At 63.9% G+C, this 19,257-nt stretch carries 24 protein-coding genes; 12 read left to right on the top strand and 12 right to left on the bottom strand.

Features of this window, described 5'->3' with window-relative positions; translation table 11 throughout:
• Window positions 1-77 precede the first annotated feature (77 nt).
• On the top strand, window positions 78-320 hold the full coding sequence (locus GZH79_RS02730) for an accessory factor UbiK family protein (protein WP_211641634.1): 243 nt from the start codon (window positions 78-80) through the stop codon (window positions 318-320).
• 65 nt (window positions 321-385) lie between these two features.
• On the opposite strand, the gene GZH79_RS02725 is transcribed toward GZH79_RS02730, so the two are convergent.
• Window positions 386-709: a hypothetical protein gene (locus GZH79_RS02725; RefSeq protein ID WP_349291152.1), complete on the bottom strand. Its 324-nt coding sequence runs from the start codon at window positions 707-709 to the stop codon at window positions 386-388.
• A gap of 246 nt (window positions 710-955) precedes the next feature.
• On the opposite strand from GZH79_RS02725, the gene GZH79_RS02720 reads away from it, so the two are divergent.
• Window positions 956-1,291, top strand: coding sequence for a zinc ribbon domain-containing protein YjdM (locus GZH79_RS02720; RefSeq protein ID WP_211641633.1), 336 nt, complete (start codon window positions 956-958; stop codon window positions 1,289-1,291).
• Here GZH79_RS02720 and GZH79_RS02715 read toward each other — a convergent pair.
• The 4 genes from GZH79_RS02715 to cobU all read right to left on the bottom strand — a co-directional run bounded on the left by GZH79_RS02715 (window position 1,288) and on the right by cobU (window position 4,979).
• Complete coding sequence (locus tag GZH79_RS02715; protein WP_211641632.1) at window positions 1,288-2,802, bottom strand: YifB family Mg chelatase-like AAA ATPase; 1,515 nt, start codon at window positions 2,800-2,802, stop codon at window positions 1,288-1,290. The genes GZH79_RS02720 and GZH79_RS02715 overlap by 4 nt on opposite strands.
• A 135-nt stretch (window positions 2,803-2,937) precedes the next feature.
• Complete coding sequence (locus GZH79_RS02710) at window positions 2,938-3,804, bottom strand: glutathione S-transferase (RefSeq protein WP_211641631.1); 867 nt, start codon at window positions 3,802-3,804, stop codon at window positions 2,938-2,940.
• Between the two features lie 78 nt (window positions 3,805-3,882).
• On the bottom strand, window positions 3,883-4,455 hold the full coding sequence (locus tag GZH79_RS02705; RefSeq protein ID WP_211641630.1) for a histidine phosphatase family protein: 573 nt from the start codon (window positions 4,453-4,455) through the stop codon (window positions 3,883-3,885).
• The gene (gene cobU / locus GZH79_RS02700) at window positions 4,452-4,979 is read right to left on the bottom strand and encodes a bifunctional adenosylcobinamide kinase/adenosylcobinamide-phosphate guanylyltransferase (RefSeq protein ID WP_211641629.1); all 528 of its coding nucleotides are present in this window, start codon (window positions 4,977-4,979) and stop codon (window positions 4,452-4,454) included. The genes GZH79_RS02705 and cobU overlap by 4 nt, the downstream gene beginning before the upstream one ends.
• A gap of 90 nt (window positions 4,980-5,069) precedes the next feature.
• On the opposite strand from cobU, the gene GZH79_RS02695 reads away from it, so the two are divergent.
• The 8 genes from GZH79_RS02695 to GZH79_RS02660 all read left to right on the top strand — a co-directional run bounded on the left by GZH79_RS02695 (window position 5,070) and on the right by GZH79_RS02660 (window position 13,266).
• Window positions 5,070-5,948 (top strand): RNA polymerase factor sigma-32, encoded by an 879-nt coding sequence (locus tag GZH79_RS02695; RefSeq protein WP_211641628.1) that lies wholly within the window; start codon window positions 5,070-5,072, stop codon window positions 5,946-5,948.
• Window positions 5,945-6,721: a ChaN family lipoprotein gene (locus tag GZH79_RS02690; protein ID WP_211641627.1), complete on the top strand. Its 777-nt coding sequence runs from the start codon at window positions 5,945-5,947 to the stop codon at window positions 6,719-6,721. Before GZH79_RS02695 ends, GZH79_RS02690 begins: the two co-directional genes overlap by 4 nt.
• Before the next feature lie 61 nt (window positions 6,722-6,782).
• Entirely contained in the window at window positions 6,783-7,976 is a 1,194-nt protein-coding gene (gene coaBC, locus GZH79_RS02685; protein ID WP_211641626.1) for a bifunctional phosphopantothenoylcysteine decarboxylase/phosphopantothenate--cysteine ligase CoaBC, read from the top strand.
• Window positions 7,977-8,034: 58 nt separating this feature from the next.
• Window positions 8,035-8,487, top strand: coding sequence for a dUTP diphosphatase (gene dut / locus GZH79_RS02680; RefSeq protein ID WP_211641625.1), 453 nt, complete (start codon window positions 8,035-8,037; stop codon window positions 8,485-8,487).
• The gene (gene moeB, locus GZH79_RS02675; protein WP_211641624.1) at window positions 8,484-9,533 is read left to right on the top strand and encodes a molybdopterin-synthase adenylyltransferase MoeB; all 1,050 of its coding nucleotides are present in this window, start codon (window positions 8,484-8,486) and stop codon (window positions 9,531-9,533) included. The genes dut and moeB overlap by 4 nt, the downstream gene beginning before the upstream one ends.
• A gap of 43 nt (window positions 9,534-9,576) precedes the next feature.
• The gene (locus GZH79_RS02670; RefSeq protein WP_211641623.1) at window positions 9,577-10,356 is read left to right on the top strand and encodes a transporter substrate-binding domain-containing protein; all 780 of its coding nucleotides are present in this window, start codon (window positions 9,577-9,579) and stop codon (window positions 10,354-10,356) included.
• Window positions 10,357-10,375: 19 nt separating this feature from the next.
• Window positions 10,376-11,149, top strand: coding sequence for an amino acid ABC transporter permease (locus GZH79_RS02665; protein WP_349291151.1), 774 nt, complete (start codon window positions 10,376-10,378; stop codon window positions 11,147-11,149).
• 92 nt (window positions 11,150-11,241) lie between these two features.
• Entirely contained in the window at window positions 11,242-13,266 is a 2,025-nt protein-coding gene (locus tag GZH79_RS02660) for a M3 family metallopeptidase (protein ID WP_211641622.1), read from the top strand.
• A gap of 3 nt (window positions 13,267-13,269) precedes the next feature.
• On the opposite strand, the gene GZH79_RS02655 is transcribed toward GZH79_RS02660, so the two are convergent.
• Genes GZH79_RS02655 through GZH79_RS02645 form a run of 3 tightly spaced genes read right to left on the bottom strand, consistent with a single transcriptional unit; the run spans window position 13,270 to window position 14,984 of the window.
• Window positions 13,270-13,506 (bottom strand): hypothetical protein, encoded by a 237-nt coding sequence (locus GZH79_RS02655; protein WP_211641621.1) that lies wholly within the window; start codon window positions 13,504-13,506, stop codon window positions 13,270-13,272.
• 29 nt (window positions 13,507-13,535) lie between these two features.
• Complete coding sequence (locus GZH79_RS02650; RefSeq protein WP_211641620.1) at window positions 13,536-14,441, bottom strand: cation diffusion facilitator family transporter; 906 nt, start codon at window positions 14,439-14,441, stop codon at window positions 13,536-13,538.
• Window positions 14,442-14,447: 6 nt separating this feature from the next.
• Window positions 14,448-14,984, bottom strand: coding sequence for an SH3 domain-containing protein (locus GZH79_RS02645; RefSeq protein WP_211641756.1), 537 nt, complete (start codon window positions 14,982-14,984; stop codon window positions 14,448-14,450).
• 116 nt (window positions 14,985-15,100) lie between these two features.
• On the opposite strand from GZH79_RS02645, the gene GZH79_RS02640 reads away from it, so the two are divergent.
• Both GZH79_RS02640 and GZH79_RS02635 read left to right on the top strand, forming a co-directional pair.
• Entirely contained in the window at window positions 15,101-16,087 is a 987-nt protein-coding gene (locus GZH79_RS02640) for a D-glycerate dehydrogenase (protein ID WP_211641619.1), read from the top strand.
• A gap of 30 nt (window positions 16,088-16,117) precedes the next feature.
• A complete protein-coding gene (locus GZH79_RS02635; RefSeq protein WP_211641618.1) occupies window positions 16,118-16,429 on the top strand; it encodes a hypothetical protein in 312 nt (103 codons plus the stop codon).
• A 50-nt stretch (window positions 16,430-16,479) separates the two neighbouring features.
• Here the strand turns inward: GZH79_RS02635 and GZH79_RS02630 are convergent, their stop codons facing one another.
• The 4 genes from GZH79_RS02630 to GZH79_RS02615 all read right to left on the bottom strand — a co-directional run bounded on the left by GZH79_RS02630 (window position 16,480) and on the right by GZH79_RS02615 (window position 19,162).
• On the bottom strand, window positions 16,480-16,626 hold the full coding sequence (locus tag GZH79_RS02630) for a hypothetical protein (protein ID WP_211641617.1): 147 nt from the start codon (window positions 16,624-16,626) through the stop codon (window positions 16,480-16,482).
• 190 nt (window positions 16,627-16,816) lie between these two features.
• A complete protein-coding gene (gene panB, locus GZH79_RS02625) occupies window positions 16,817-17,626 on the bottom strand; it encodes a 3-methyl-2-oxobutanoate hydroxymethyltransferase (RefSeq protein ID WP_211641616.1) in 810 nt (269 codons plus the stop codon).
• Window positions 17,623-18,465 (bottom strand): pantoate--beta-alanine ligase, encoded by an 843-nt coding sequence (gene panC / locus GZH79_RS02620; RefSeq protein WP_211641615.1) that lies wholly within the window; start codon window positions 18,463-18,465, stop codon window positions 17,623-17,625. The genes panB and panC overlap by 4 nt, the downstream gene beginning before the upstream one ends.
• Before the next feature lie 58 nt (window positions 18,466-18,523).
• Window positions 18,524-19,162, bottom strand: coding sequence for a hypothetical protein (locus tag GZH79_RS02615; protein WP_211641614.1), 639 nt, complete (start codon window positions 19,160-19,162; stop codon window positions 18,524-18,526).
• Window positions 19,163-19,257: the final 95 nt, after the last annotated feature.

Raw genomic sequence — 19,257 nt, 5'->3', positions numbered from 1 at the left:
GGATGAAGTCAACCGCTTGCGAAGGGGTCAATCCGGTCCCATATGATGGACAAGCGCAGCAAACCGGAGTGGACGACATGCAGCAACGTGGTAAGATTTTTGACGACATCAGCCAATTGATGACCAACGCCATGGGTGTCGCCCAAGGTGCAAAAGATGAAGCGAATAACGCCATTTCCGGCATGATGGACCGTTGGCTGGCCGACCGTGATTTCGTGACGCGCGAAGAATTCGACGCCGTCCGCACGATGGCGCAGAAAGCGCGCGAAGAAAACGCAGCCCTTGCGGCCCGTATCGCGGCACTGGAAGCCAAGGGGTAATCACCCCATCATGAGCGACTGAAAGAAGGCCCGCCCGGTGTGCAACCGGGCGGGCCTTTTGCGTATCAGGCGGCTTGGACGTGGGTGCCGCGGATCGGGTCGTCGTTTCTGCGGATGAACGACAGGCCGTCGCGCAGGCTGGCAAGGGCAGGGCGCGCGAACGGCGCATTTGAAATATCGACGATATGCAGCGTCCCGTCATCGCGCATGACGAACACGGCGGGTTCGCCAAAGGGCCGGTCAGTCTCCTGTGCACTGCGCGGATCGGACACATACAGCCCCAGCGTCTGCATTTGGGCGATGCGCAGGTCGTATCCGACAGTGCCCGTGTATCCGATAGCGTCGATGAAATCCTGCGCCTTGTCCTGTGGGTCAGCGGATACGGCGATGACATCGATCCCGATGGCATGGAAATCGGAACCTGCCTTGCTGCCACAAATCAGTCAGGCGCGGGATGAACACCTGCACGACGCTGCAGCCTTCGGCTGCGCCGACGATCCTGTGACCCGACAACAAGACTGGTGCAGGTTTCCCGTCTTGGTTGGACGGTCCAACCCGAGGCGGGCACGGGTGTTCCTGACCGGATCATCACGAAATTGCTGGTCAGATCGCGGGGGCGTCCCTAAAGCGGTGGCATGAATGATACGTTGCAACCGTGCCCCGACTGCGCCGCCGACATGACATATGCGATGGACGCGCTGCTGATGTGCCCGCTGTGCGGTCATGCGTGGACACCGGGTGACGATGAGACCGACGCTGTCCGCGACGCCCATGGCACCGTGCTGGCCGATGGTGACACCGTGACCGTGATCAAGGACCTGCGGCTGAAGGGCGGGTCCGGCGTGGTCAAGGTCGGCACCAAGGTCGCCAATATCCGGATTGTGGGCGGCGACCACGATATCGACTGCAAGGTGCCGGGTTTCGGCCAGATGGGTCTGAAATCGCAGTTCGTGAAAAAGGTGCCCGGTTAGACCTGCTTGGATAGCGTCAGGCGAAAGCTGACGGCTTCGGCCACATGCGCCCGCCCGACGGTGTCGCAGCCGTCCAGATCCGCGATGGTGCGTGCGACCCGCAGAACCCGGTGATACCCCCGCGCCGACAGGCCGAACCGTTCCGCCACGTCGCGCAACAGGATGCGGCCCGCGTCGTCGGGGGTGGCCACCGCATCCAGCACATCGCCCTGCGCATCGGCGTTGGACCACATATCGCTGGCGGCGCGGTAGCGTGCGGTCTGCATCGCCCGCGCATTCGCGATGCGGGCGGCAACCACGGCGGTGGTTTCGCCCTGTGCGGGCAGGTCCAGATCGCTGTAGGCCACCGGCGGCACCTCGACCCGCAGATCGAAGCGGTCCATCAGCGGGCCAGAGATACGGCCCAGATAATCGTCGCCGCACCCCGGTGCGCGCCCGCAGGCGCGGCCCTGTTCGGACAGGTAACCGCATTTGCACGGGTTCGCCGCCGCCACCAGCATGAACCGGCAGGGATAACGGACATGGGCGTTGGCACGGGCGACCACGACCTCGCCCGTTTCGATCGGCTGGCGCAGGGTTTCCAGCACCTGCCGGGGGAATTCGGGAAATTCGTCCATGAACAGCACGCCGTTGTGGGCAAGGCTGATTTCACCCGGTTTGGCACCGCGCCCGCCGCCGACGATCGCGGGGGTGGATGCGGTGTGGTGCGGTTCCCGAAACGGTCGGGCGCGGTTGATGCCGCCGTCGCTGAGCAAGCCCGCCACCGAATGGATCATCGAGGTTTCCAGCGCTTCCACCGGGGTCAGCGGGGGCAACAGCCCCGGCAGGCGTGCGGCCAGCATGGATTTGCCGGACCCCGGACTGCCGACCATGATCAGGTGGTGTCGACCGGCGGCCGCGATTTCCAGCGCGCGTTTCGCGCGTTCCTGGCCCTTGACCTCTGACAGGCAGCGCGCGCCGCTGTCGTGGCGCACTTCGCCAGCGGTGGCTGGGTCCAGCACGCGGCGCCCGGTGAAATGATCGATGGCTTGCGCCAGCGATCCGGGCGCGAGCACCCGCACCGTATCGACCCAGGCCGCTTCGGCGCCGCAGGCGCGGGGGCACATCAGGGCGCGGTCATCGCTGCCTGCGGCCACGGCGGCAGGCAGCGCGCCGGTCACCGGGACCAGCGTGCCGTCCAGCGACAGTTCGCCAAGGGCGACAGTGGCGGCAATGTCGTCCTTTGGCAGGATGTCGATGGCGGCCAGCACCGCCAGCGCGATGGGCAGGTCGAAGTGCGATCCTTCTTTCAGGATGTTGGCGGGGGACAGGTTGATGCTTATCCGGGCGCTGGGCAGGGCGATGGCAAGTGCTGACAGCGCCGCGCGGACCCTTTCGCGCGCTTCTGACACGGCCTTGTCCGGCAGGCCCACGATGGTGAATGCGGGCAGACCGGGGGTGACGGCGCATTGCACCTGCACCAGCCGCGCGTCGATGCCATCGAAGGCGACAGTATAGGCAAGGGCGGTCATTGATGCGGTTCCGGTGGTTGCCGCCCCAGATGACCCGCACATGGTTTGCAAATGGTTAACGCGGTCCCGGTTGCAAGGGAGAGGGGGCGCTGCCCCCGCCTGCGGCCCCCCGGGATATTTTCGGCAAGAAGAAGGTCAGACCAGCGCCATGAAGCGCGGCCAGGCGGCGGGATCGATCGCTGCCTTGTCGCGGCACACAGCGTTGCAAAAGCCGAAGATGCGGTCCTGCATTGTCAGCAGATGCGTCACCGGATCGCCCGAGTAGGGGCAGCGGTCGTTTTCGGGTGTGCCGGTGTCAACCGCCTGCGCAGGCACAGGGACGGGGCCGGGCCATGGCGTTTTGGGCAGGTCCAGCGCATAGGGCATCGGGTTATAACTGCGGGTCAGCCCCGTCGCGCGCCACTGCCGGATCAGGTGGTGCGTCAGATGGGCGTCGACATACGTCTTTGCGCTGGCGCTGACCGGCAGGTCATAGGTGGCGATCCGCAAGGCCACCGGGGCATAGAAGGCATCGGCCAGCGTATAGCTGCCGAAAAGCCATGGCCCGTTCGATCCGTGACGTGACCGGGCCAGTGACCAGAGCGTTTCGATCCGGTCGAGATCGGCGCGCACCGCCGCACTGGGGACGAACCCTGACCAGCCGTGCGCCAGCATCATCGGACAGTCGCCACGCAGCGCGTGAAAGCCGCTGTGCATTTCGGCCACCATCGAGCGTGCCAGCGCACGGGCCTGCGGCTCATCCGGGTAAAGGTTGGCGTCCGGGTGCGATTCCGCCAGTGTTTCGGCCATGGCCAGACTGTCCGTCAGCACGCCGCCGGCGGGGGTGCGCATCACCGGGACCGTGCGCGCTGGGATCAGCGCTGCGAGGTCGGCGGCCATGGTGCCGTCGTACAGCCCCACGGTATGGCTGCGGAACGGCAGATCGAAGGCGGCCAGCATCAGCCAGCCGCGCAGCGACCAGCTGGAAAATGTGCGGTCCCCGATGAACAGATCGTAAGTCATGTGTCGCCTCTTGCTGTGCTGGCAGAAACTAGCAAGCGGACGATGGGGGACGCCAACGCCGTTTCGTGATGCGCCCCATCACGGGCGATGATTGACCTGCGCCAATGTCCAGCCGTCCGGCCCCAGATCCATGCGGCTGACGCCCAGCGGGTCGAGACTGTGTCCCATGGCCTGATAAGGCGTGCCGCCCGCACGGGGGAACTGGCACATGATGACACCCATATGCGCCACCACAATCAGATGAGGCGGGGCCATGTCCGCGATGATCGCATCGATCGCTTTGGTGACGCGGGACGTCAGGGCGTTCCAGCTTTCGCCATCCGGTGCGGTCAGATCGCCGGGGGTTTCCCAGAAGTCGCGCGATAATTGCGGATCGCGCGCGGTGACTTCGGTATGGTGCAGGCCGTCCCATGCGCCGAAATCCATTTCGCGCAACGCGCGGTGGTGGGGCAAGCGGTGGCGACTGCCCTGGATCGCATCTGCGGTCGTGATGGCGCGCGTCAGATCCGAAGATATCACCACGCCCTGTGGCAGAAACGCGTTCAGCCGTGATAGGGCGGCGGTATCGGACAGATCGGCAGGCACGTCACGCCAGCCGGTCATCGTTTTTTGATGAGTCGGCCCATGCCGGACCAGCCAAAGCGACGTCACGGCAGATCGCCCTTTAGTGCCAGTGGCAGGCCCGCCATGACGGCGACGACGGTATCGGCGCTGGCGGCCAGATCGCGGTTCAGACGACCCTGGGCGCTGCGGAACCTGCGCGATAGCGCGTTGTCCGGGACGATGCCCATGCCGACCTCGTTCGAGATGATGACCAGCGGACCCGGAACGGTTGCGACCGCTGCCAGCAGATCGGCGCAGGCGGCATCCGTGTCGCGTCCGGCCAGCAGCACGTTGGACAGCCACAGGGTCACGCAATCCAGCAGCACAATCGCACCGGCGGATTGATCGCGCAGGACCTGCGGGATTTCCAACGGTTCTTCGACGGTTGTCCAATCGGGGCCACGCTGGTGGCGATGCTGTGCGACCTTTGCGCGCATTTCGTCATCGAAGGCCTGCGCGGTCGCCAGATAGATGCGTGGCAAATTCGTGCCGATCACGCATTGTTCGGCCCAGACAGACTTGCCAGAGGATGCACCTCCTAGAACGAAAGTGACGCGCTGCAACTTTTTCACGGAACTAAAATTCCCCCACTCGCGTTCTTGGTGCAGGTTCAAGCTGTATCCGTACCGGATGACAAACAGCAAGCTTCAGGGGGAAGAACAATGGCCTTTGACGGATTTTCGGATCAGAAATTGTCCAGGACAGCGATGAAGGCTGAATTGCTGGACGCAGAAACAGAACTTCGTCTGGCCTATGCCTGGCGCGACGAACGGTGCGAGGAATCGCTGCATCGGCTGATCACCGCATATATGCGACTGGCGATTTCGATGGCCGCGAAGTTCAAGCGTTACGGCGCCCCGATGAACGATCTGATCCAAGAAGCATCCGTTGGCCTGATGAAGGCCGCCGAAAAGTTCGACCCCGATCGCGGTGTGCGGTTTTCGACCTATGCCGTGTGGTGGATCAAGGCGAGCATCCAGGACTATGTGATGCGGAACTGGTCGATGGTGCGCACCGGGTCCACGTCCAGTCAGAAGTCGCTGTTTTTCAACATGCGCCGCGTGCAGGCCCGGTTGGAACGCGAAGCCGCTGCCGAAGGCCGCAAGCTGGAAGGCCATGTGATGCGCAAGCTGATCGCGACCGAAGTGGGCGTGCCGCTGCATGACGTCGAAATGATGGAAGGCCGTCTGTCAGGTTCCGACTATTCGCTGAACGCGACGCAATCGTCAGAGGACGAGGGCCGGGAATGGATCGACGCGCTGGAAGACGACAGCTCTCAGGCTGCCGAGCATGTGGAATTGACCCATGACAACGCCTGCCTGCGCAATTGGCTGCTGACCGCGCTGTCCGATCTGAACGACCGCGAACGGTTCATCGTGCGCGAACGCAAGATGCGCGACGATCCCCGGACGCTGGAAAGCCTGGGCACAGAACTGGGTTTGTCAAAGGAACGTGTGCGCCAACTGGAAGCCGCGGCATTCGGCAAGATGCGCAAGAACCTTGAATCCCAAAGCCGGGAAGTGATGAATTTTTTCGCATGATGCGCCTGCTCGCGCTGTTGTGCTGTGCGGCCGTGCCTGCGGCCGCCGACGTCGGCCCGCTGCCACGGGCCGACGTTTACGTATTGGGAGAGGTCCACGACAATCCCGCCCATCACGCGATGCAGGCCGCGCTGGTGGCCCGGATCGCACCCAAGGCGCTGGTGTTCGAAATGATCACGGCGGCGGATGCAGCGGCTGTGGTCGATATCACAGACGCCGATGCGCTGGCCGACGCACTGCGTTGGGATGAAAAAGGCTGGCCGGATTTCACGATGTATCACCCGATCTTTCTGGCGGCCCCCGCTGCGACGATTGTCGGGGCGGATGTCGCCCGTGACGACTTGATGGCGGCGATGGCCAGCGATGCGGCGTCGGTGCTGGGTGTTGGCACGGTGGGGTTCAACCTGTGGCCCCGGTCGGGCGCTGTCTATGACAGGCTGGTCGCGGACCAGCGCGATGCGCATTGCGGGATGTTGCCCGATGACATGTTGCCCGGCATGGTCGAAGCACAGCGATTGCGCGACGCCACGCTGGCGCTGGCCGCGCGTGATGCAAACGACGACACCGGCGGTCCGGTTGTCGTCATCACCGGCAACGGGCATGCGCGCACCGATACCGGCGTGCCTGCGCTGCTGGCGCAGTTGGCACCTGACCTGACGGTCTGGTCGCTGGGCCAGTTGGAAGCCGCACCTGACGGCGACGCACCTTTTGACGCGGTGAATGTGACCGATCCGTTTGACCGCCCCGATCCCTGCCTGACGCTTGCGCGCTAGGCGGCGTTGCATCGCAGGCGCGCCCTGCCTACACCTGTGACCGACACTTGCGAGGCACCCCATGCTGCACGGCAAACGAATCCTGTTGATCATCGGCGGCGGTATCGCGGCCTATAAATCCCTGCTGCTGATCCGGCTGCTGCGTGGTGCGGGGGCTGCGGTGACACCGGTCATGACCCGGGCGGCCGGGGAATTCGTCACCCCGCTAAGCGTGGCCGCGCTGGCGGGGGAAAAGGTCTATGACGCGCTGTTCGACCTGACGGACGAGGCGGAGATGGGCCATATCCAACTGTCCCGGGTGGCGGACCTGATCGTGGTGGCCCCCGCGACGGCGAACTTGATGGCGCAGGCCGCAACCGGACAGGCGCGCGATCTGGCAACGACGCTTTTGTTGGCGACCGATACGCCCGTGCTGATGGCCCCCGCGATGAATGTGCGGATGTGGCAGCATCCCGCGACACAGCGCAATCTGGCGACGTTGCGCGCCGATGGGGTGGATTTCGTCGGCCCGGATGACGGCGACATGGCCTGCGGTGAATTCGGCCCCGGACGGCTGGCCGAACCCGAAGATATCCTGGCCGCGATCACCGCACGGCTGGCGGATGGTCCGCTGCGTGGCCGCCATGTAATCGTGACATCCGGTCCGACCCATGAACCGATTGATCCGGTCCGCTATATCGCAAACCGGTCCTCTGGCGCGCAGGGCACGGCGATTGCGCGGGCGCTGGTAGGGCTGGGCGCGCGGGTGACATTCGTGACCGGTCCTGCCGATGTGCCGCCGCCGGATAGCGTGGCGCTGGTGCGGGTGCAGACCGCGCGGCAGATGCATGATGCGGTGATGCAGGCGCTGCCCGCCGACGCCTGCGTCATGGCGGCTGCCGTCGCGGACTGGCATGTCGCCAATGCGGGCACGCAGAAAATCAAGAAGACCAAGGACGGGCTGCCGACGCTGGCCTTTGCAGAAAATCCCGACATTCTGGCCGCCGTGTCCGTTCAGGGGCCGCAGCGCCCGCGCCTTGTGGTCGGGTTTGCTGCTGAAACGCAGGATGTGCTGGCCAATGCGACTGCCAAACGGGCGCGCAAGGGCTGTGACTGGATCGTCGCCAACGATGTGTCCGACGGCACCGGGATCATGGGCGGGACCGAAAACGCTGTAACGCTGATCACCGAGACCGGGACAGAGGCGTGGCCCCGCATGGACAAGGCTGCGGTCGCGCGCCGTCTGGCACAAAAACTGGCCGGGGCGCTGGCATGAGGCTGCGGGACGCCTCGCCGGCGGGGCGGATATTTTTGGCAAGAAGAATGGGACAGACATGAGGATCGCCGCAGCCTTTGTGGACGGGGCGGATGAAGGCTTGCCCTTGCCGCGCTATGCGAGTGCCGGGGCTGCAGGGGCCGATGTCTGTGCCAATCTGCCGGACCGCGGCGTGTTGACGCTGGCGCCGGGTGCGCGCGTGCTTGTGCCGACGGGGCTGCGGCTGGCCATTCCGGAAGGGTACGAGGTGCAGGTGCGGCCCCGGTCCGGGCTTGCGTTCAAGCATGGCGTGACGGTCGCGAATGCGCCCGGCACCATCGACAGCGATTATCGCGGAGAGGTCGGCGTGCTGCTGGTCAATCTGGGCACTGCGGATTTCACGGTGCTTCATGGGATGCGGGTGGCGCAACTTGTCGCGGTCCCCGTGGTGCGGGCGGATTTCGCCCTAGATGGGCTGGATACGACCGCACGGGGCGCGGGCGGGTTTGGATCGACGGGAACTGACGCATGATCATGGTGCTGGCGATGATCGCCGCAATCTGGGGGATCGGGGCCGCAATGAAGGCGCCGCGCCGCGCGCGCTGGGCGATGACCTTTGTGCTGTTGGGCGCTGTCATCATCGCGCAACTTGTCCTGCCTGCGGACAACGCGCTGCGGCTGGCAACCGGTGGCGATGTGCGGCTGTGGCTGCTGCTGATCGGTTTCGGCGTGCTTGTCTGGGGCTATCGTCGCGGGCTGCGGATGCTGAAAAGCCGCGTCGCACCGACACCGGAGCCCGCCCCGCGCAAGGGGTTTTCGGACGCCGAACTGAACCGCTATGCCCGCCATATCATGTTGCGCGAAGTCGGCGGGCCGGGCCAAAGCGCGCTGAAAGGCGCTCGGGTACTGGTCGTGGGGGCGGGGGGGCTTGGATCGCCCGCGCTGCTGTATCTGGCGGCCAGCGGAATCGGCACATTGGCCGTGATCGATGACGATGACGTGGACGCCAGCAACCTGCAACGCCAGATCATACACCGCGACCAGTGGATCGGGATGCCAAAAGTCGCGGCGGCGAAACAGGCCGTTCTGGAACTGAACCCGCATATCACCTTGCGGCCCTATCACCGGCGCCTGACCGCTGACATCGCGGCAGAGCTGATCGCAGACTATGACCTTGTGCTGGACGGTTGCGATAATTTCGACACCCGCGAATTGGTGAACCGCACCTGTGTCGCGGCGGGGGTGCCGCTGATCGCGGGGGCGCTGACACAGTGGGAAGGCCAGATCAGCCTGTATGATCCGGCGCGCGGCGGGCCATGCCTTGCCTGTGTGTTTCCCAACCGGCCCGCGCCCGGTCTTGTCCCGACCTGCGCAGAGGCTGGGGTGATCGGCCCGCTGCCCGGTGTGGTCGGATCGATGATGGCCGTCGAAGCGGTGAAGCTTTTGACCGACGCGGGCACCGGGCTGCGGGGGCGATTGCTGATTTATGACGCACTTTATGCCGAAACCCGCCTGATGAAGACAAAGCCGCGCGCCGATTGTGCTGTCTGTCAGGGCAGGGGCTTGCACACCCCTTAGGCCCGCGCCAATGTCGAACGCGATTACATCCTTGGGGGATACCATGAAGACCATCACAACTGTTGCCGCAGCATTGTTTGCCACCGCCGTCACCGCGCAGACCGACCTGCCCGATCTGGCTGGTCAGCAAATCGCCGTGGCCGTCGAAAACGCCTATCCGCCGCTGCAATTCATGCAGGACGGTCAGGCCATGGGCTGGGAATACGACGCCATGGCCGAAATCGCGGACCGTCTGAACCTGACGGTCGATTATCAGACGATCAGCTGGGACGCGATGATCCCCGCCGTGGCCGAAGGCCAATACGATCTGGGCATGACGGGGATCACGATCCGCGAAGACCGCGCCGAAGTGGTGGATTTTTCCGACAGCTACATGACCTCTGAGATGGTGATGCTGGTGCGCGGTGACGAGGACCGGTTCAGCGATGCGGCAGGTTTCGCGGCCGATCCCGACATGCTGATGGCGGCACAACCGGGCACGACGCCGTTCTATGTCGGCGTCTATGACGTGCTGGACGGGGATGAGACGACACCGCGTATCGTCAAGATGGAAACATTCGGCGCAACCGTGCAGGCGCTGCGTACCGGCGATGTCGATCTGGTGCTGACCGACGGGACCGCCGGTCAGGGTTATGTCGACGCCAGCGACGGCGGGCTGAAGATCATCGGCGAAAAGCTGGGCACCGAAGATTTCGGTTTCATCTTTCCCAAGGGGTCCGAGCTGGTCGGTCCGATCAACGCCGCCATCGCGGACATGGCCGCCGATGGCACGATCGCTGCGCTGAACAAAAAGTGGTTCCTTGATTTCAAGATGGGCGAATAAGCGACGTCGGGCGGCGGACGTGGCGCCTGCGCCGTCCGGGGATCGCGATTTTCCGTGGTGGTTGGTGGCCGTGGCCGGGCTGGGCGTCTGGATGTTCTTTCAGATCGCCACAGACGATGCCTATGACGGGGTGCTGGGCACGCTGGCCAAGGGCATCCGGATCACCGTTTTCGTGGCGGTCGTCAGTTATGTGATGGCCTGCGGGCTGGGGCTGCTGCTGGCGGTCATGGCGCTGTCGCGGTCAAAGGTGCTGCGCCAGATCGCGCGGTTCTATGTCGAGGTCATGCGCGGCATCCCGATCATCGTGCTGTTGCTCTACGTGGCCTTTGTGCTGGCGCCCGCCCTTGTGAGTGGCTGGAACGCGCTGGGCTTGCCAGAGGCGCGGACCCGCGATTTCAGCCTGCTGTGGCGGGCGATCATCGCCCTGACACTGGCCTATGCGTCGTTTCTGGCAGAGGTGTTCCGCGCCGGGTTGCAGTCGGTAGACGAAGGCCAGATCGAAGCGGCGGAAGCGTTGGGATTGTCCGGCTGGCAGCGGTTCCGGCATATCGTCTGGCCGCAGGCGTTGCGCACCATCCTGCCGCCGCTGGGCAATGATTTCGTGGCGATGGTCAAGGATTCGTCGCTGGTATCAGTGGTCGGCGTCGCGGACGTCACACAACTGGGCAAGATCACGGCGGCGGGCAATTTCAGGTATTTCGAAACCTACAACGTGGTGGCGCTGATCTATCTGACGATGACCATCGGGCTGTCCATCCTGCTGCGCCGGTTCGAACGGGGACTGCGCCGCTGACGCGGCGGTTTGAGTATTTTAGGCAAGATGATGCATGCAGGGGTGTGACCCGTGCCATCCAATGACTAGGTTATTGGCAAAGGAGAATTTTGATGACCAATCCGTTATTGTCCGACTGGGACACCCCGTTTGGCATGCCGCCGTTCGATGCGATTTCAGACGATGATTTCCGCCCGGCGGTCGACCAGGCGCTGACTAATGCGCGCGCCGTGATCGACGCCATCGCCACGGCCGCAGAGCCCCCCACATTCACCAATACCATCGCGGCGATGGCGTTGGCAGAGTCCGATCTGGACCGGATATTGGGCACCTTTTACGGTGTGGCGGGCGCTGACAGCACCCCGGCACGCGAAGCATTGCAGCGCGATTTCGCCCCGATGTTGTCGGCGTTTGCATCCGAAATCAGCAGCAACAAGGCGCTGTTCGCGCGGATCGAGACGCTGTGGCAGGACCGCGACGCGCTGGACCTGACCGACGAAGAACAGATGGTGCTGAAATTGACGCACCAATCTTTTGTCCGACAGGGCGCGGAGCTGAACGGATACGCCAGCGACAGGTTGCGGGATGTGACTGCGCGGCTGTCGGTGCTGGGCACACAGTTCAGCCAGAACCTGCTGGCCGATGAACGCAGTTGGTTCATGCCGCTGGCCGAGACGGATGTGGCGGACCTGCCGGATTTCGTCGCCGAGGCTGCCCGTGCAGCAGGTGCTGCGGGCGATCACGCTGGTCCGGTGGTGACATTGTCGCGGTCGCTGATCGTGCCGTTCCTGCAGTTTTCGCCCGATCGCGCGCTGCGCGAAAACGCGTATGCCGCATGGACCGCACGGGGCATGACGGGCGGTGACACCGATAACCGCGATATTGCCGCTGAAACGCTGGCGCTGCGCGCGGAACGCGCGAACCTGCTGGGTTACGACAGCTTTGCCGAATTCAAGCTGGAACCCGAAATGGCCAAGACGCCCGACGCGGTGCGCGATCTGCTGATGCAGGTCTGGGAACCCGCCCGCGCCAGTGCCGAAGCCGACCAGACAAAGCTTCAGGCGATGATGCATGCCGACGGTGTGCCCGGCCCGCTGGAACCGTGGGATTGGCGGTATTATGCGGAAAAGCGGCGTCAGGCGGAACACGACCTGAACGAGGCAGAGATCAAGCCGTTCTTTCAGCTGGACCGGATGATCGACGCGGCGTTCGACTGCGCGCACCGGCTGTTCGGGCTGGATTTTGCACCGCTGGATGGTCCGACCTATCACCCTGATGTGCGGTTGTGGGAGGTGACACGCGACGGCCAGCACATTGCCGTGTTCGTGGGCGATTATTTCGCCCGCGCGTCGAAGCGGTCCGGGGCGTGGTGCATGGCGATGCGCAGCCAGCAGCGGCTGGCGGGTGACATCCGTCCCATCGTGGTCAACGTCTGCAACTTTGCCAAACCGGCGGCGGACAGGCCTGCGCTGCTGTCCTATGACGATGCGCGCACGCTGTTTCACGAATTTGGTCACGCGCTGCACCAGATGCTGTCCAATGTGACCTATCCGTCGGTCAGCGGCACGTCGGTCGCGCGGGATTTCGTCGAACTGCCCAGCCAGCTATTTGAACATTGGCTGGAGGTGCCCGAGGTGCTGACAAAATTCGCCACACACACCGAAACGGGTGACGCGATGCCGGCTGAAATGCTGGATCGATTGCTGGCGGCATCGACGTTCGACATGGGGTTCCAGACGGTCGAATATATCGCAAGCGCCCTTGTCGATCTGGAATTCCATGCGACTGAGGACGCGCCGCGCGATCCGATGCAGACGCAAGCCGAAATTCTGGAAGGCATCGACATGCCCCACGCCATCGGGATGCGCCACGCCACGCCGCATTTCGCGCATGTGTTTTCCGGTGACGGCTATTCCAGCGGCTACTACAGCTACATGTGGTCCGAAGTCATGGACGCCGATGCCTTTGACGCCTTTGTCGAAGCGGGCGACCCGTTTGACCCGGAGCTAGCGCGCAAGCTGGAACAGACGGTGCTGTCGTCGGGCGGATCGATCGCGCCCGACGCGCTGTATACCGCGTTCCGGGGCCGCATGCCGGGGGTCGAGGCGCTGTTGAAAGGGCGCGGGCTGGCGGCCTGAGCGTCAGTCCAGTCGTTCGACTGCGTCAAGGATCAGGCGCATTTCTTCCGCCAGTGCGGCCTCTATACCGAATGCGGAATCGGGGCCGTCTGCGCCGGGGTCTTCTTCGGGCACGCGCACCGTTGATCTGTCGCGCATAAAATCGCGCAGGTCGCCGCCACCATGGGCATGGATCAACCGGGCAAGGATCTGGCGTTGCGCGGTCAGCCGACCTTCGAACGTTTCGGGGGGCATCGTCATTGGCGTTGTCCTTTTGTTGTTGGGGGCGGTCAGGCCCGTGGGTCGTCGGGGTGCGGTTGCACCCCCAGCGGATCCTTGTGGATCAGCACGTCGCAGCGTGGATAGGCTTGCAAGATAGCGCGGCGCAGGGCCGCGCCGATGGCATGGGCGTCATGCAGGGTCTGGTTGCCGTCCAGTTCGATATGCAGGTTGACGAACACGCGGCTGCCCGCGCGGCGTGTCTTGAGATCGTGAAACCCATGCACGCCGGGAAAATCCTGAGCGATCCGGCCGATGCCCGCGATCATGTCGGGATCGACCTGACGGTCCATCAGCGCGTCCCATGCGGCACGCCCGATGCGCACAGCACCCACTGCAAGGATCAGCGCCGCACCCAGTGCGACCACGCTGTCCACCTGTGCCAGACCCAGCGCGGATGAGGCCCAAAGTGCGACCAGTGCGCCGACATTGGGGATCAGGTCGCCCAGATAATGCAGCGAATCAGCTTTGACCACGGCGTTGTCGGTCTGGGCCGCCACGCGGCGTTGCCAGATCACCAGCGCCAGCGTCAGCAGGATCGACAGCGCGATGATCGCCATGCCGGAGGTTTCGTTTTCGGGCAGTTGCGCATCGCCCTGCATCAGGCGCAGAACGGCCACGGTGGCGATCACGGCCGCCGACACAAGGATGATCAGCGATTGCGCGAGTGCGGCCAGATCCTCTGCCGAGGAGTGGCCGAAGTTGTGATCGTCGTCCGCCGGTTTCGCGGCATAGGCGATGGCTGCCAGTGCGCCCAGCGACATCATCAGGTCCATCGCGGAATCCGCCAGCGTCGCGGCGACGGCCAGCGATCCGGTTTCCCCCAGTGCCCACAGCTTGGCCACGACCAATGTCAGGGCCACAGCCGACGACATCAGCCCTGCGGACAGGTTCAATCGTGTGTCGCTGCGGCTCATGGATCGCTACTCTTTGGTTTCGCCGGGGTCGACACCCCATATAGCGCTTTGTGGGGCCCAGCCACTATGCCCGACGGCATTCAATTCGCACCAGCCGTTCTGGCAGGCCCCCAGACGGGCGACGACGCCCTGTTCCAGATAGGCGCGTTCGGATGATTGTGCTTCGGGTTTGGCGTGCAGCGTCAACACGGGTTCGGTGACCAGCGCTGCCCGCACGCCCGACAGCATCGTGTAATGCACCCATCCGCCCTGACCGTCGCGGTCAATGACCCGGCGCCAATGGCCGTATTCCGCCACAACCTGCAACGGCATGCCGCGCCGCTGGAACACCCAGTCGATCCGGTGCGTCAGTGACGGGCCGCGGCGCACGTTTGCTTCTGACGCTTTCAGGCTGACGTAGCGGGGCAGGGGCAGGTTCGTGACGGGACCCACTTCTGTGGTGGCGGGTGCTGACGCCTGTGTTGCCTGTTGCGCCGGGGCGACCGTGGCCGCACCACAAAAAACCGCCAGCGCAAGCCCACGCATCCACGCCATCGTTTTCATATCGATCATCCGCCTGCTGTCATTCGCCTGGTCGGGCGCATCGGTTCTTGTGCCGCGCGTCCCTGACTGGCAACCTGACAGCGATACGTCGTATTGAAAAGGGATCAGGGGGTCGGATGCCGGGTAAGAAGCTGAGTGTTGTCGTCACGCGACGGTTGCCCGAACCGGTCGAGACCCGGATGAAAGAGCTGTTTGACGTCACCTTGCGGGACGACGACGGCCAGATGCCGCGCGACGTGTTGGTCGCGGCGATGCAGGGGGCAGATGTGCTGGTGCCCACGATCACCGATCAGATCGATGCGGCGATGCTGGCGCAGGCAGGCGACCGGCTGAAACTGATCGCAAACTACGGTGCGGGGGTGGACAATATCGACGTGGCCACCGCCCGCCAGCGTGGGATACTTGTGTCCAACACGCCCGGCGTGCTGACAGATGACACGGCCGACATGACGTTGGCGCTGATCCTGTCGGTCGTGCGCCGCATCCCCGAAGGCATGCGGATCGCGCAGGGCGAGGACTGGGCCGGGTGGTCGCCCACGTCAAACCTGGGTGGGCGGCTGGGTGGCAAGCGATTGGGCATTCTGGGGATGGGCCGGATCGGGCAGGCGGTGGCGCAGCGCGCCCGCGCGTTCGGCATGCAGATCCATTACCACAACCGCAAACGCCTGCGGCCAGAAATCGAAACGGCGCTGGATGCGACATTCTGGGACAGCCTTGACCAGATGGTCGCACGCATGGACATCGTATCGGTCAACTGCCCGCATACGCCGTCGACGTTCCATCTGCTGAACGCGCGACGGCTGAAGCTGATGAAACCGACCGCGGTGATCGTCAACACATCGCGCGGCGAAGTGATCGACGAAAACGCCCTGACGCGGGCCTTGCGCGCCAATGAACTGGGCGGTGCCGGGCTGGACGTGTTCGAGCGCGGCCACGCGATCAATCCCCGGCTCAAGGCGCTGTCCAATGTGATTCTTTTGCCGCATATGGGATCGGCCACGATCGAAGGGCGGATCGAAATGGGAGAGAAAGTCTTGATCAACGTCAAGACTTTTGCCGACGGCCATCGTCCGCCCGACCTCGTGGTGCCGGGAATACTGTGATATGATTATTCAAAGCCACCGGAGAATTGCATGAAACGACAGCTTACGGCCATCGGCCTGCTTGCACTGACAACCGCCTGCGCAGAAGTGCAGCCGACCCCGTTTGACGGACGCCTGATTGTGGGGTCACAGTCGAATGCGCCGCTTTCTGCGACCATGCCGCCTGCGGTGCCGCTGCCGGGCCCGGACCCGATCACATCGCGGTCGCTGGACGGTGGGACTGTCACGCCGCGCCCCAGCACCAACGGTATGGCACCGCCGCCGGTTGAAATCGGTGTTGTCAGTGGGGTGGTGCCACCACCGCCGCCCGCCGATACCGACTCGTCGTCAGACGACGCCTGACCCGCATCGGGGCCGCTTCGGCGGCCCTTTGCTTGGGCTTTATCTCAAGATTACTGGACGCCTTCGACCACGGCGATGTAGTTGCGGGTTGAAAACCGCAGCATGTCGTTATCGGCCCGGCTGGATACCGGCATGGGCTGCGCGCAGGCCGTTAGACCCAAAGCGGCAGCCACCGCAATCAGGGTGGTGCGTTTCATCACTGCTCTCCTCGGCCCGCCTCTGACGTGCGGTACCGTGGCTAAGTATAGGCATGAGTGCGGCAGAAATAAGGCACAATCGTCACCAGCGGACGCGTTGACGGCGAACGTCACGCGCGCATGTTCGATAACGTACTGAAATCATACGGTTATGCTGCTGGCTGATGCGGAAATGTGTTGCGCGTGGGACTCAGCGGTACACCTCGTCTTCGGTTGGAAAGGCGCGGTTTTTGACGTCTTCGGCGTAGCGGCGGACAGAATCTTCGATCATCGGACCAAGCTGGCCATAGACCTTGACGAATTTTGGCGTCCACGGGTTCAGACCCAGCATGTCTTCCAGCACGAGGATCTGGCCGTCGCAGTGCACCGACGCGCCGATTCCGATGGTTGGAATGTCAATTTCGGTGGTGATCTGCGCGGCCAGCGGTTCGACCATGCCTTCCAGCACCACGGCAAAGGCACCGGCTTCGGCCACGGCGCGGGCGTCTTCGCGGTGCGCGTCCCACGTCGATTCGTCACGGCCCTGCGTTTTGAACCCGCCCATGACGTGCGACGATTGTGGGGTCAGTCCGGTATGCGCCATCACGGGCACGCCGCGTTCGACAAGGAAATGGATGGTTTTCGCCATGCGCGCGCCGCCTTCCAGTTTGACCGCGCCGCAGCCTGTTTCCTTCATGATCTTGGCGGCGTTGCGGAACGCGACCTTGGGCGATTCTTCGTAGCTGCCAAAGGGCATGTCGACGACGATCAGGGCCTTTTGCGTGCCGCGCACAACCGCCTTGCCGTGCATGATCATCAGGTCCAGCGGCACGCCCACGGTGCTGTCCATGCCGTGCATCACCATGCCCAGACTGTCACCTACCAGAATGAAGTCCGCAAATTTATCCACGATGGCGGCGGTATGCGCGTGGTAGCTGGTCAGCGACACGATAGGGTCGCCGCCTTTGCGGGCCGCAATCTGCGGCACGGTGTTGCGCCGGATGGGGGCTTGGGTGCTCATGTCTCGATCTCCTTTTGGTCGATCAGCAGGATGTCCCCGAAGTGGGCGCTGATCATGATGCCAATGGTGCCGCGCGGGGCACCATCGACGGGGGCGAATGTGGCCGCATCGACGAAATCCAACCCTTCAAGCTGGGCGCGCGGCGCCGTGGCAAGCCGGTCGTGGATTGCCTGCCGCGCGTCAGCAACCGTGCCGCCAGCGCGCAGAACGGCGGCGGCATCCGTCAGCGCCTGATGCAATACGGGGGCTGCGGCACGGTCCGCAGGGGTCAGCCGCATGTTGCGTGACGACATCGCCAGCCCGTCGGGTTCGCGCACTGTTGTCACGCCATGCACCGCAACGGGTGTATAAAGGTCCGCCACCATGCGCCGGATTACCGCAAGCTGCTGGTAATCCTTTTCCCCGAAATAGGCGGCATCCGCGCCAATGATGTTGAACAGTTTGGTCACGACGGTTGCGACGCCGCGAAAATGGCCGGGTCGCACGGCGCCATGCAGAACATGCGCCAATTCAGTCGTTTCCACGATGGTTTCCGCACCGTCGGGATACATCGTCGCCACATCGGGCATGAACACGGCGTCGACACCCGCAGCCCGCAGCATCGCCAGATCGGTGTCTTCGGTGCGGGGATATTTGTCCAGATCGGCAGGATCACCGAATTGCGTCGGATTGACGAAAATCGTTGCCACGACCGACGGGTGATCTGCCCGTGCCGCAGCCACCAGCGCCATGTGCCCCGCGTGCAGCGCACCCATTGTGGTGACCAGCCCAACGCTGCCAGGAACCCGCAGGTCGGACACGGCAGCCCGCATGTCAGCGACGGTATTGCAGATCAACATAGGCGCGGTTCCCCCTTTCAACAGGTTCTAGGCGGCGCCGCAAACCGGGGCAAGCGGATCAGCGGACAACATCCAGAACAGAGGGATCGACCAGCAGGTCTGTCAGCATATCCAGCGGCACGTCGCAGGTCAGGCTGACCTCTGCCGCGGTATCTGGCGATTTGCACAGATTTCGGCGGATGCGGTTGTTACGGAACCGGTCGACGCTTCCCGTGGCGGGGCTGTAAATCCACAACCCCCGCACGCTGGGCCTGCGCACCGCAGCACCCGTGTTGATCGGCGCAAGGAACAGATGGTCCTTTGCCGCGTCGAACATCCGTCCGCTGTCGATCTGCAGCAATATCAGATCGCCTAGGTCCGACAGGCTTTCGACAAAGGCGTGACGCGCACGATGGGGCCAGAAGAAGATACGCTCGTCCAATTGCATCGCCCAGTCGCGCAGGGTGCCGCCAGTCAGGAAATCCTTCCCCTCGCCCGCGCACAGGGGACATTGGTGATTAAGCGTGACCGGGCCTTCGGGGCTGACGATGGTTTCGGGCGTGCGGCGCAATGCCAGATCGGCGGGTTTCAAACCGACGCGGCGTGCCGCTTCGGCCGGGCGGATCAGGCCGCGTGCAGCGATGCTGGGCAGGTTGGTCACCAGCGTTGCATGGAACAGCGTCGGACCCGCAAGCGTGATAAACTGGTCCCGGTCCATATGGTCCCCCTGCAATTTGACCCAAGGTATACCCCGTCACGCCGCCACGGCAAACGTCAGATCAGACACGAGGTCGGTTTCCTACCAAAATCCGT

This window comes from Loktanella sp. SALINAS62, from assembly GCF_018263905.1.
Taxonomy (GTDB): domain Bacteria; phylum Pseudomonadota; class Alphaproteobacteria; order Rhodobacterales; family Rhodobacteraceae; genus Loktanella.
Note: the sequence above shows the minus strand (reverse complement) of the source record. Positions and strands in the feature narration are given on the sequence as shown.

Excerpts from the sequence above, each read along its gene's own strand:
- GZH79_RS02730 (WP_211641634.1), top strand. The coding sequence starts at position 78 with ATGCAGCAACGTGGTAAGATTTTTGACGACATCAGCCAATTGATGACC.
- GZH79_RS02720 (WP_211641633.1), top strand. The coding sequence starts at position 956 with ATGAATGATACGTTGCAACCGTGCCCCGACTGCGCCGCCGACATGACA.
- GZH79_RS02715 (WP_211641632.1), bottom strand. The coding sequence starts at position 2,802 with ATGACCGCCCTTGCCTATACTGTCGCCTTCGATGGCATCGACGCGCGG.
- GZH79_RS02710 (WP_211641631.1), bottom strand. The coding sequence starts at position 3,804 with ATGACTTACGATCTGTTCATCGGGGACCGCACATTTTCCAGCTGGTCG.
- GZH79_RS02695 (WP_211641628.1), top strand. The coding sequence starts at position 5,070 with ATGGCCTTTGACGGATTTTCGGATCAGAAATTGTCCAGGACAGCGATG.
- GZH79_RS02690 (WP_211641627.1), top strand. The coding sequence starts at position 5,945 with ATGATGCGCCTGCTCGCGCTGTTGTGCTGTGCGGCCGTGCCTGCGGCC.
- coaBC (WP_211641626.1), top strand. The coding sequence starts at position 6,783 with ATGCTGCACGGCAAACGAATCCTGTTGATCATCGGCGGCGGTATCGCG.
- dut (WP_211641625.1), top strand. The coding sequence starts at position 8,035 with ATGAGGATCGCCGCAGCCTTTGTGGACGGGGCGGATGAAGGCTTGCCC.
- moeB (WP_211641624.1), top strand. The coding sequence starts at position 8,484 with ATGATCATGGTGCTGGCGATGATCGCCGCAATCTGGGGGATCGGGGCC.
- GZH79_RS02670 (WP_211641623.1), top strand. The coding sequence starts at position 9,577 with ATGAAGACCATCACAACTGTTGCCGCAGCATTGTTTGCCACCGCCGTC.
- GZH79_RS02660 (WP_211641622.1), top strand. The coding sequence starts at position 11,242 with ATGACCAATCCGTTATTGTCCGACTGGGACACCCCGTTTGGCATGCCG.
- GZH79_RS02655 (WP_211641621.1), bottom strand. The coding sequence starts at position 13,506 with ATGACGATGCCCCCCGAAACGTTCGAAGGTCGGCTGACCGCGCAACGC.
- GZH79_RS02650 (WP_211641620.1), bottom strand. The coding sequence starts at position 14,441 with ATGAGCCGCAGCGACACACGATTGAACCTGTCCGCAGGGCTGATGTCG.
- GZH79_RS02645 (WP_211641756.1), bottom strand. The coding sequence starts at position 14,984 with ATGAAAACGATGGCGTGGATGCGTGGGCTTGCGCTGGCGGTTTTTTGT.
- GZH79_RS02640 (WP_211641619.1), top strand. The coding sequence starts at position 15,101 with ATGCCGGGTAAGAAGCTGAGTGTTGTCGTCACGCGACGGTTGCCCGAA.
- GZH79_RS02635 (WP_211641618.1), top strand. The coding sequence starts at position 16,118 with ATGAAACGACAGCTTACGGCCATCGGCCTGCTTGCACTGACAACCGCC.
- GZH79_RS02630 (WP_211641617.1), bottom strand. The coding sequence starts at position 16,626 with ATGAAACGCACCACCCTGATTGCGGTGGCTGCCGCTTTGGGTCTAACG.
- panB (WP_211641616.1), bottom strand. The coding sequence starts at position 17,626 with ATGAGCACCCAAGCCCCCATCCGGCGCAACACCGTGCCGCAGATTGCG.
- panC (WP_211641615.1), bottom strand. The coding sequence starts at position 18,465 with ATGTTGATCTGCAATACCGTCGCTGACATGCGGGCTGCCGTGTCCGAC.
- GZH79_RS02615 (WP_211641614.1), bottom strand. The coding sequence starts at position 19,162 with ATGGACCGGGACCAGTTTATCACGCTTGCGGGTCCGACGCTGTTCCAT.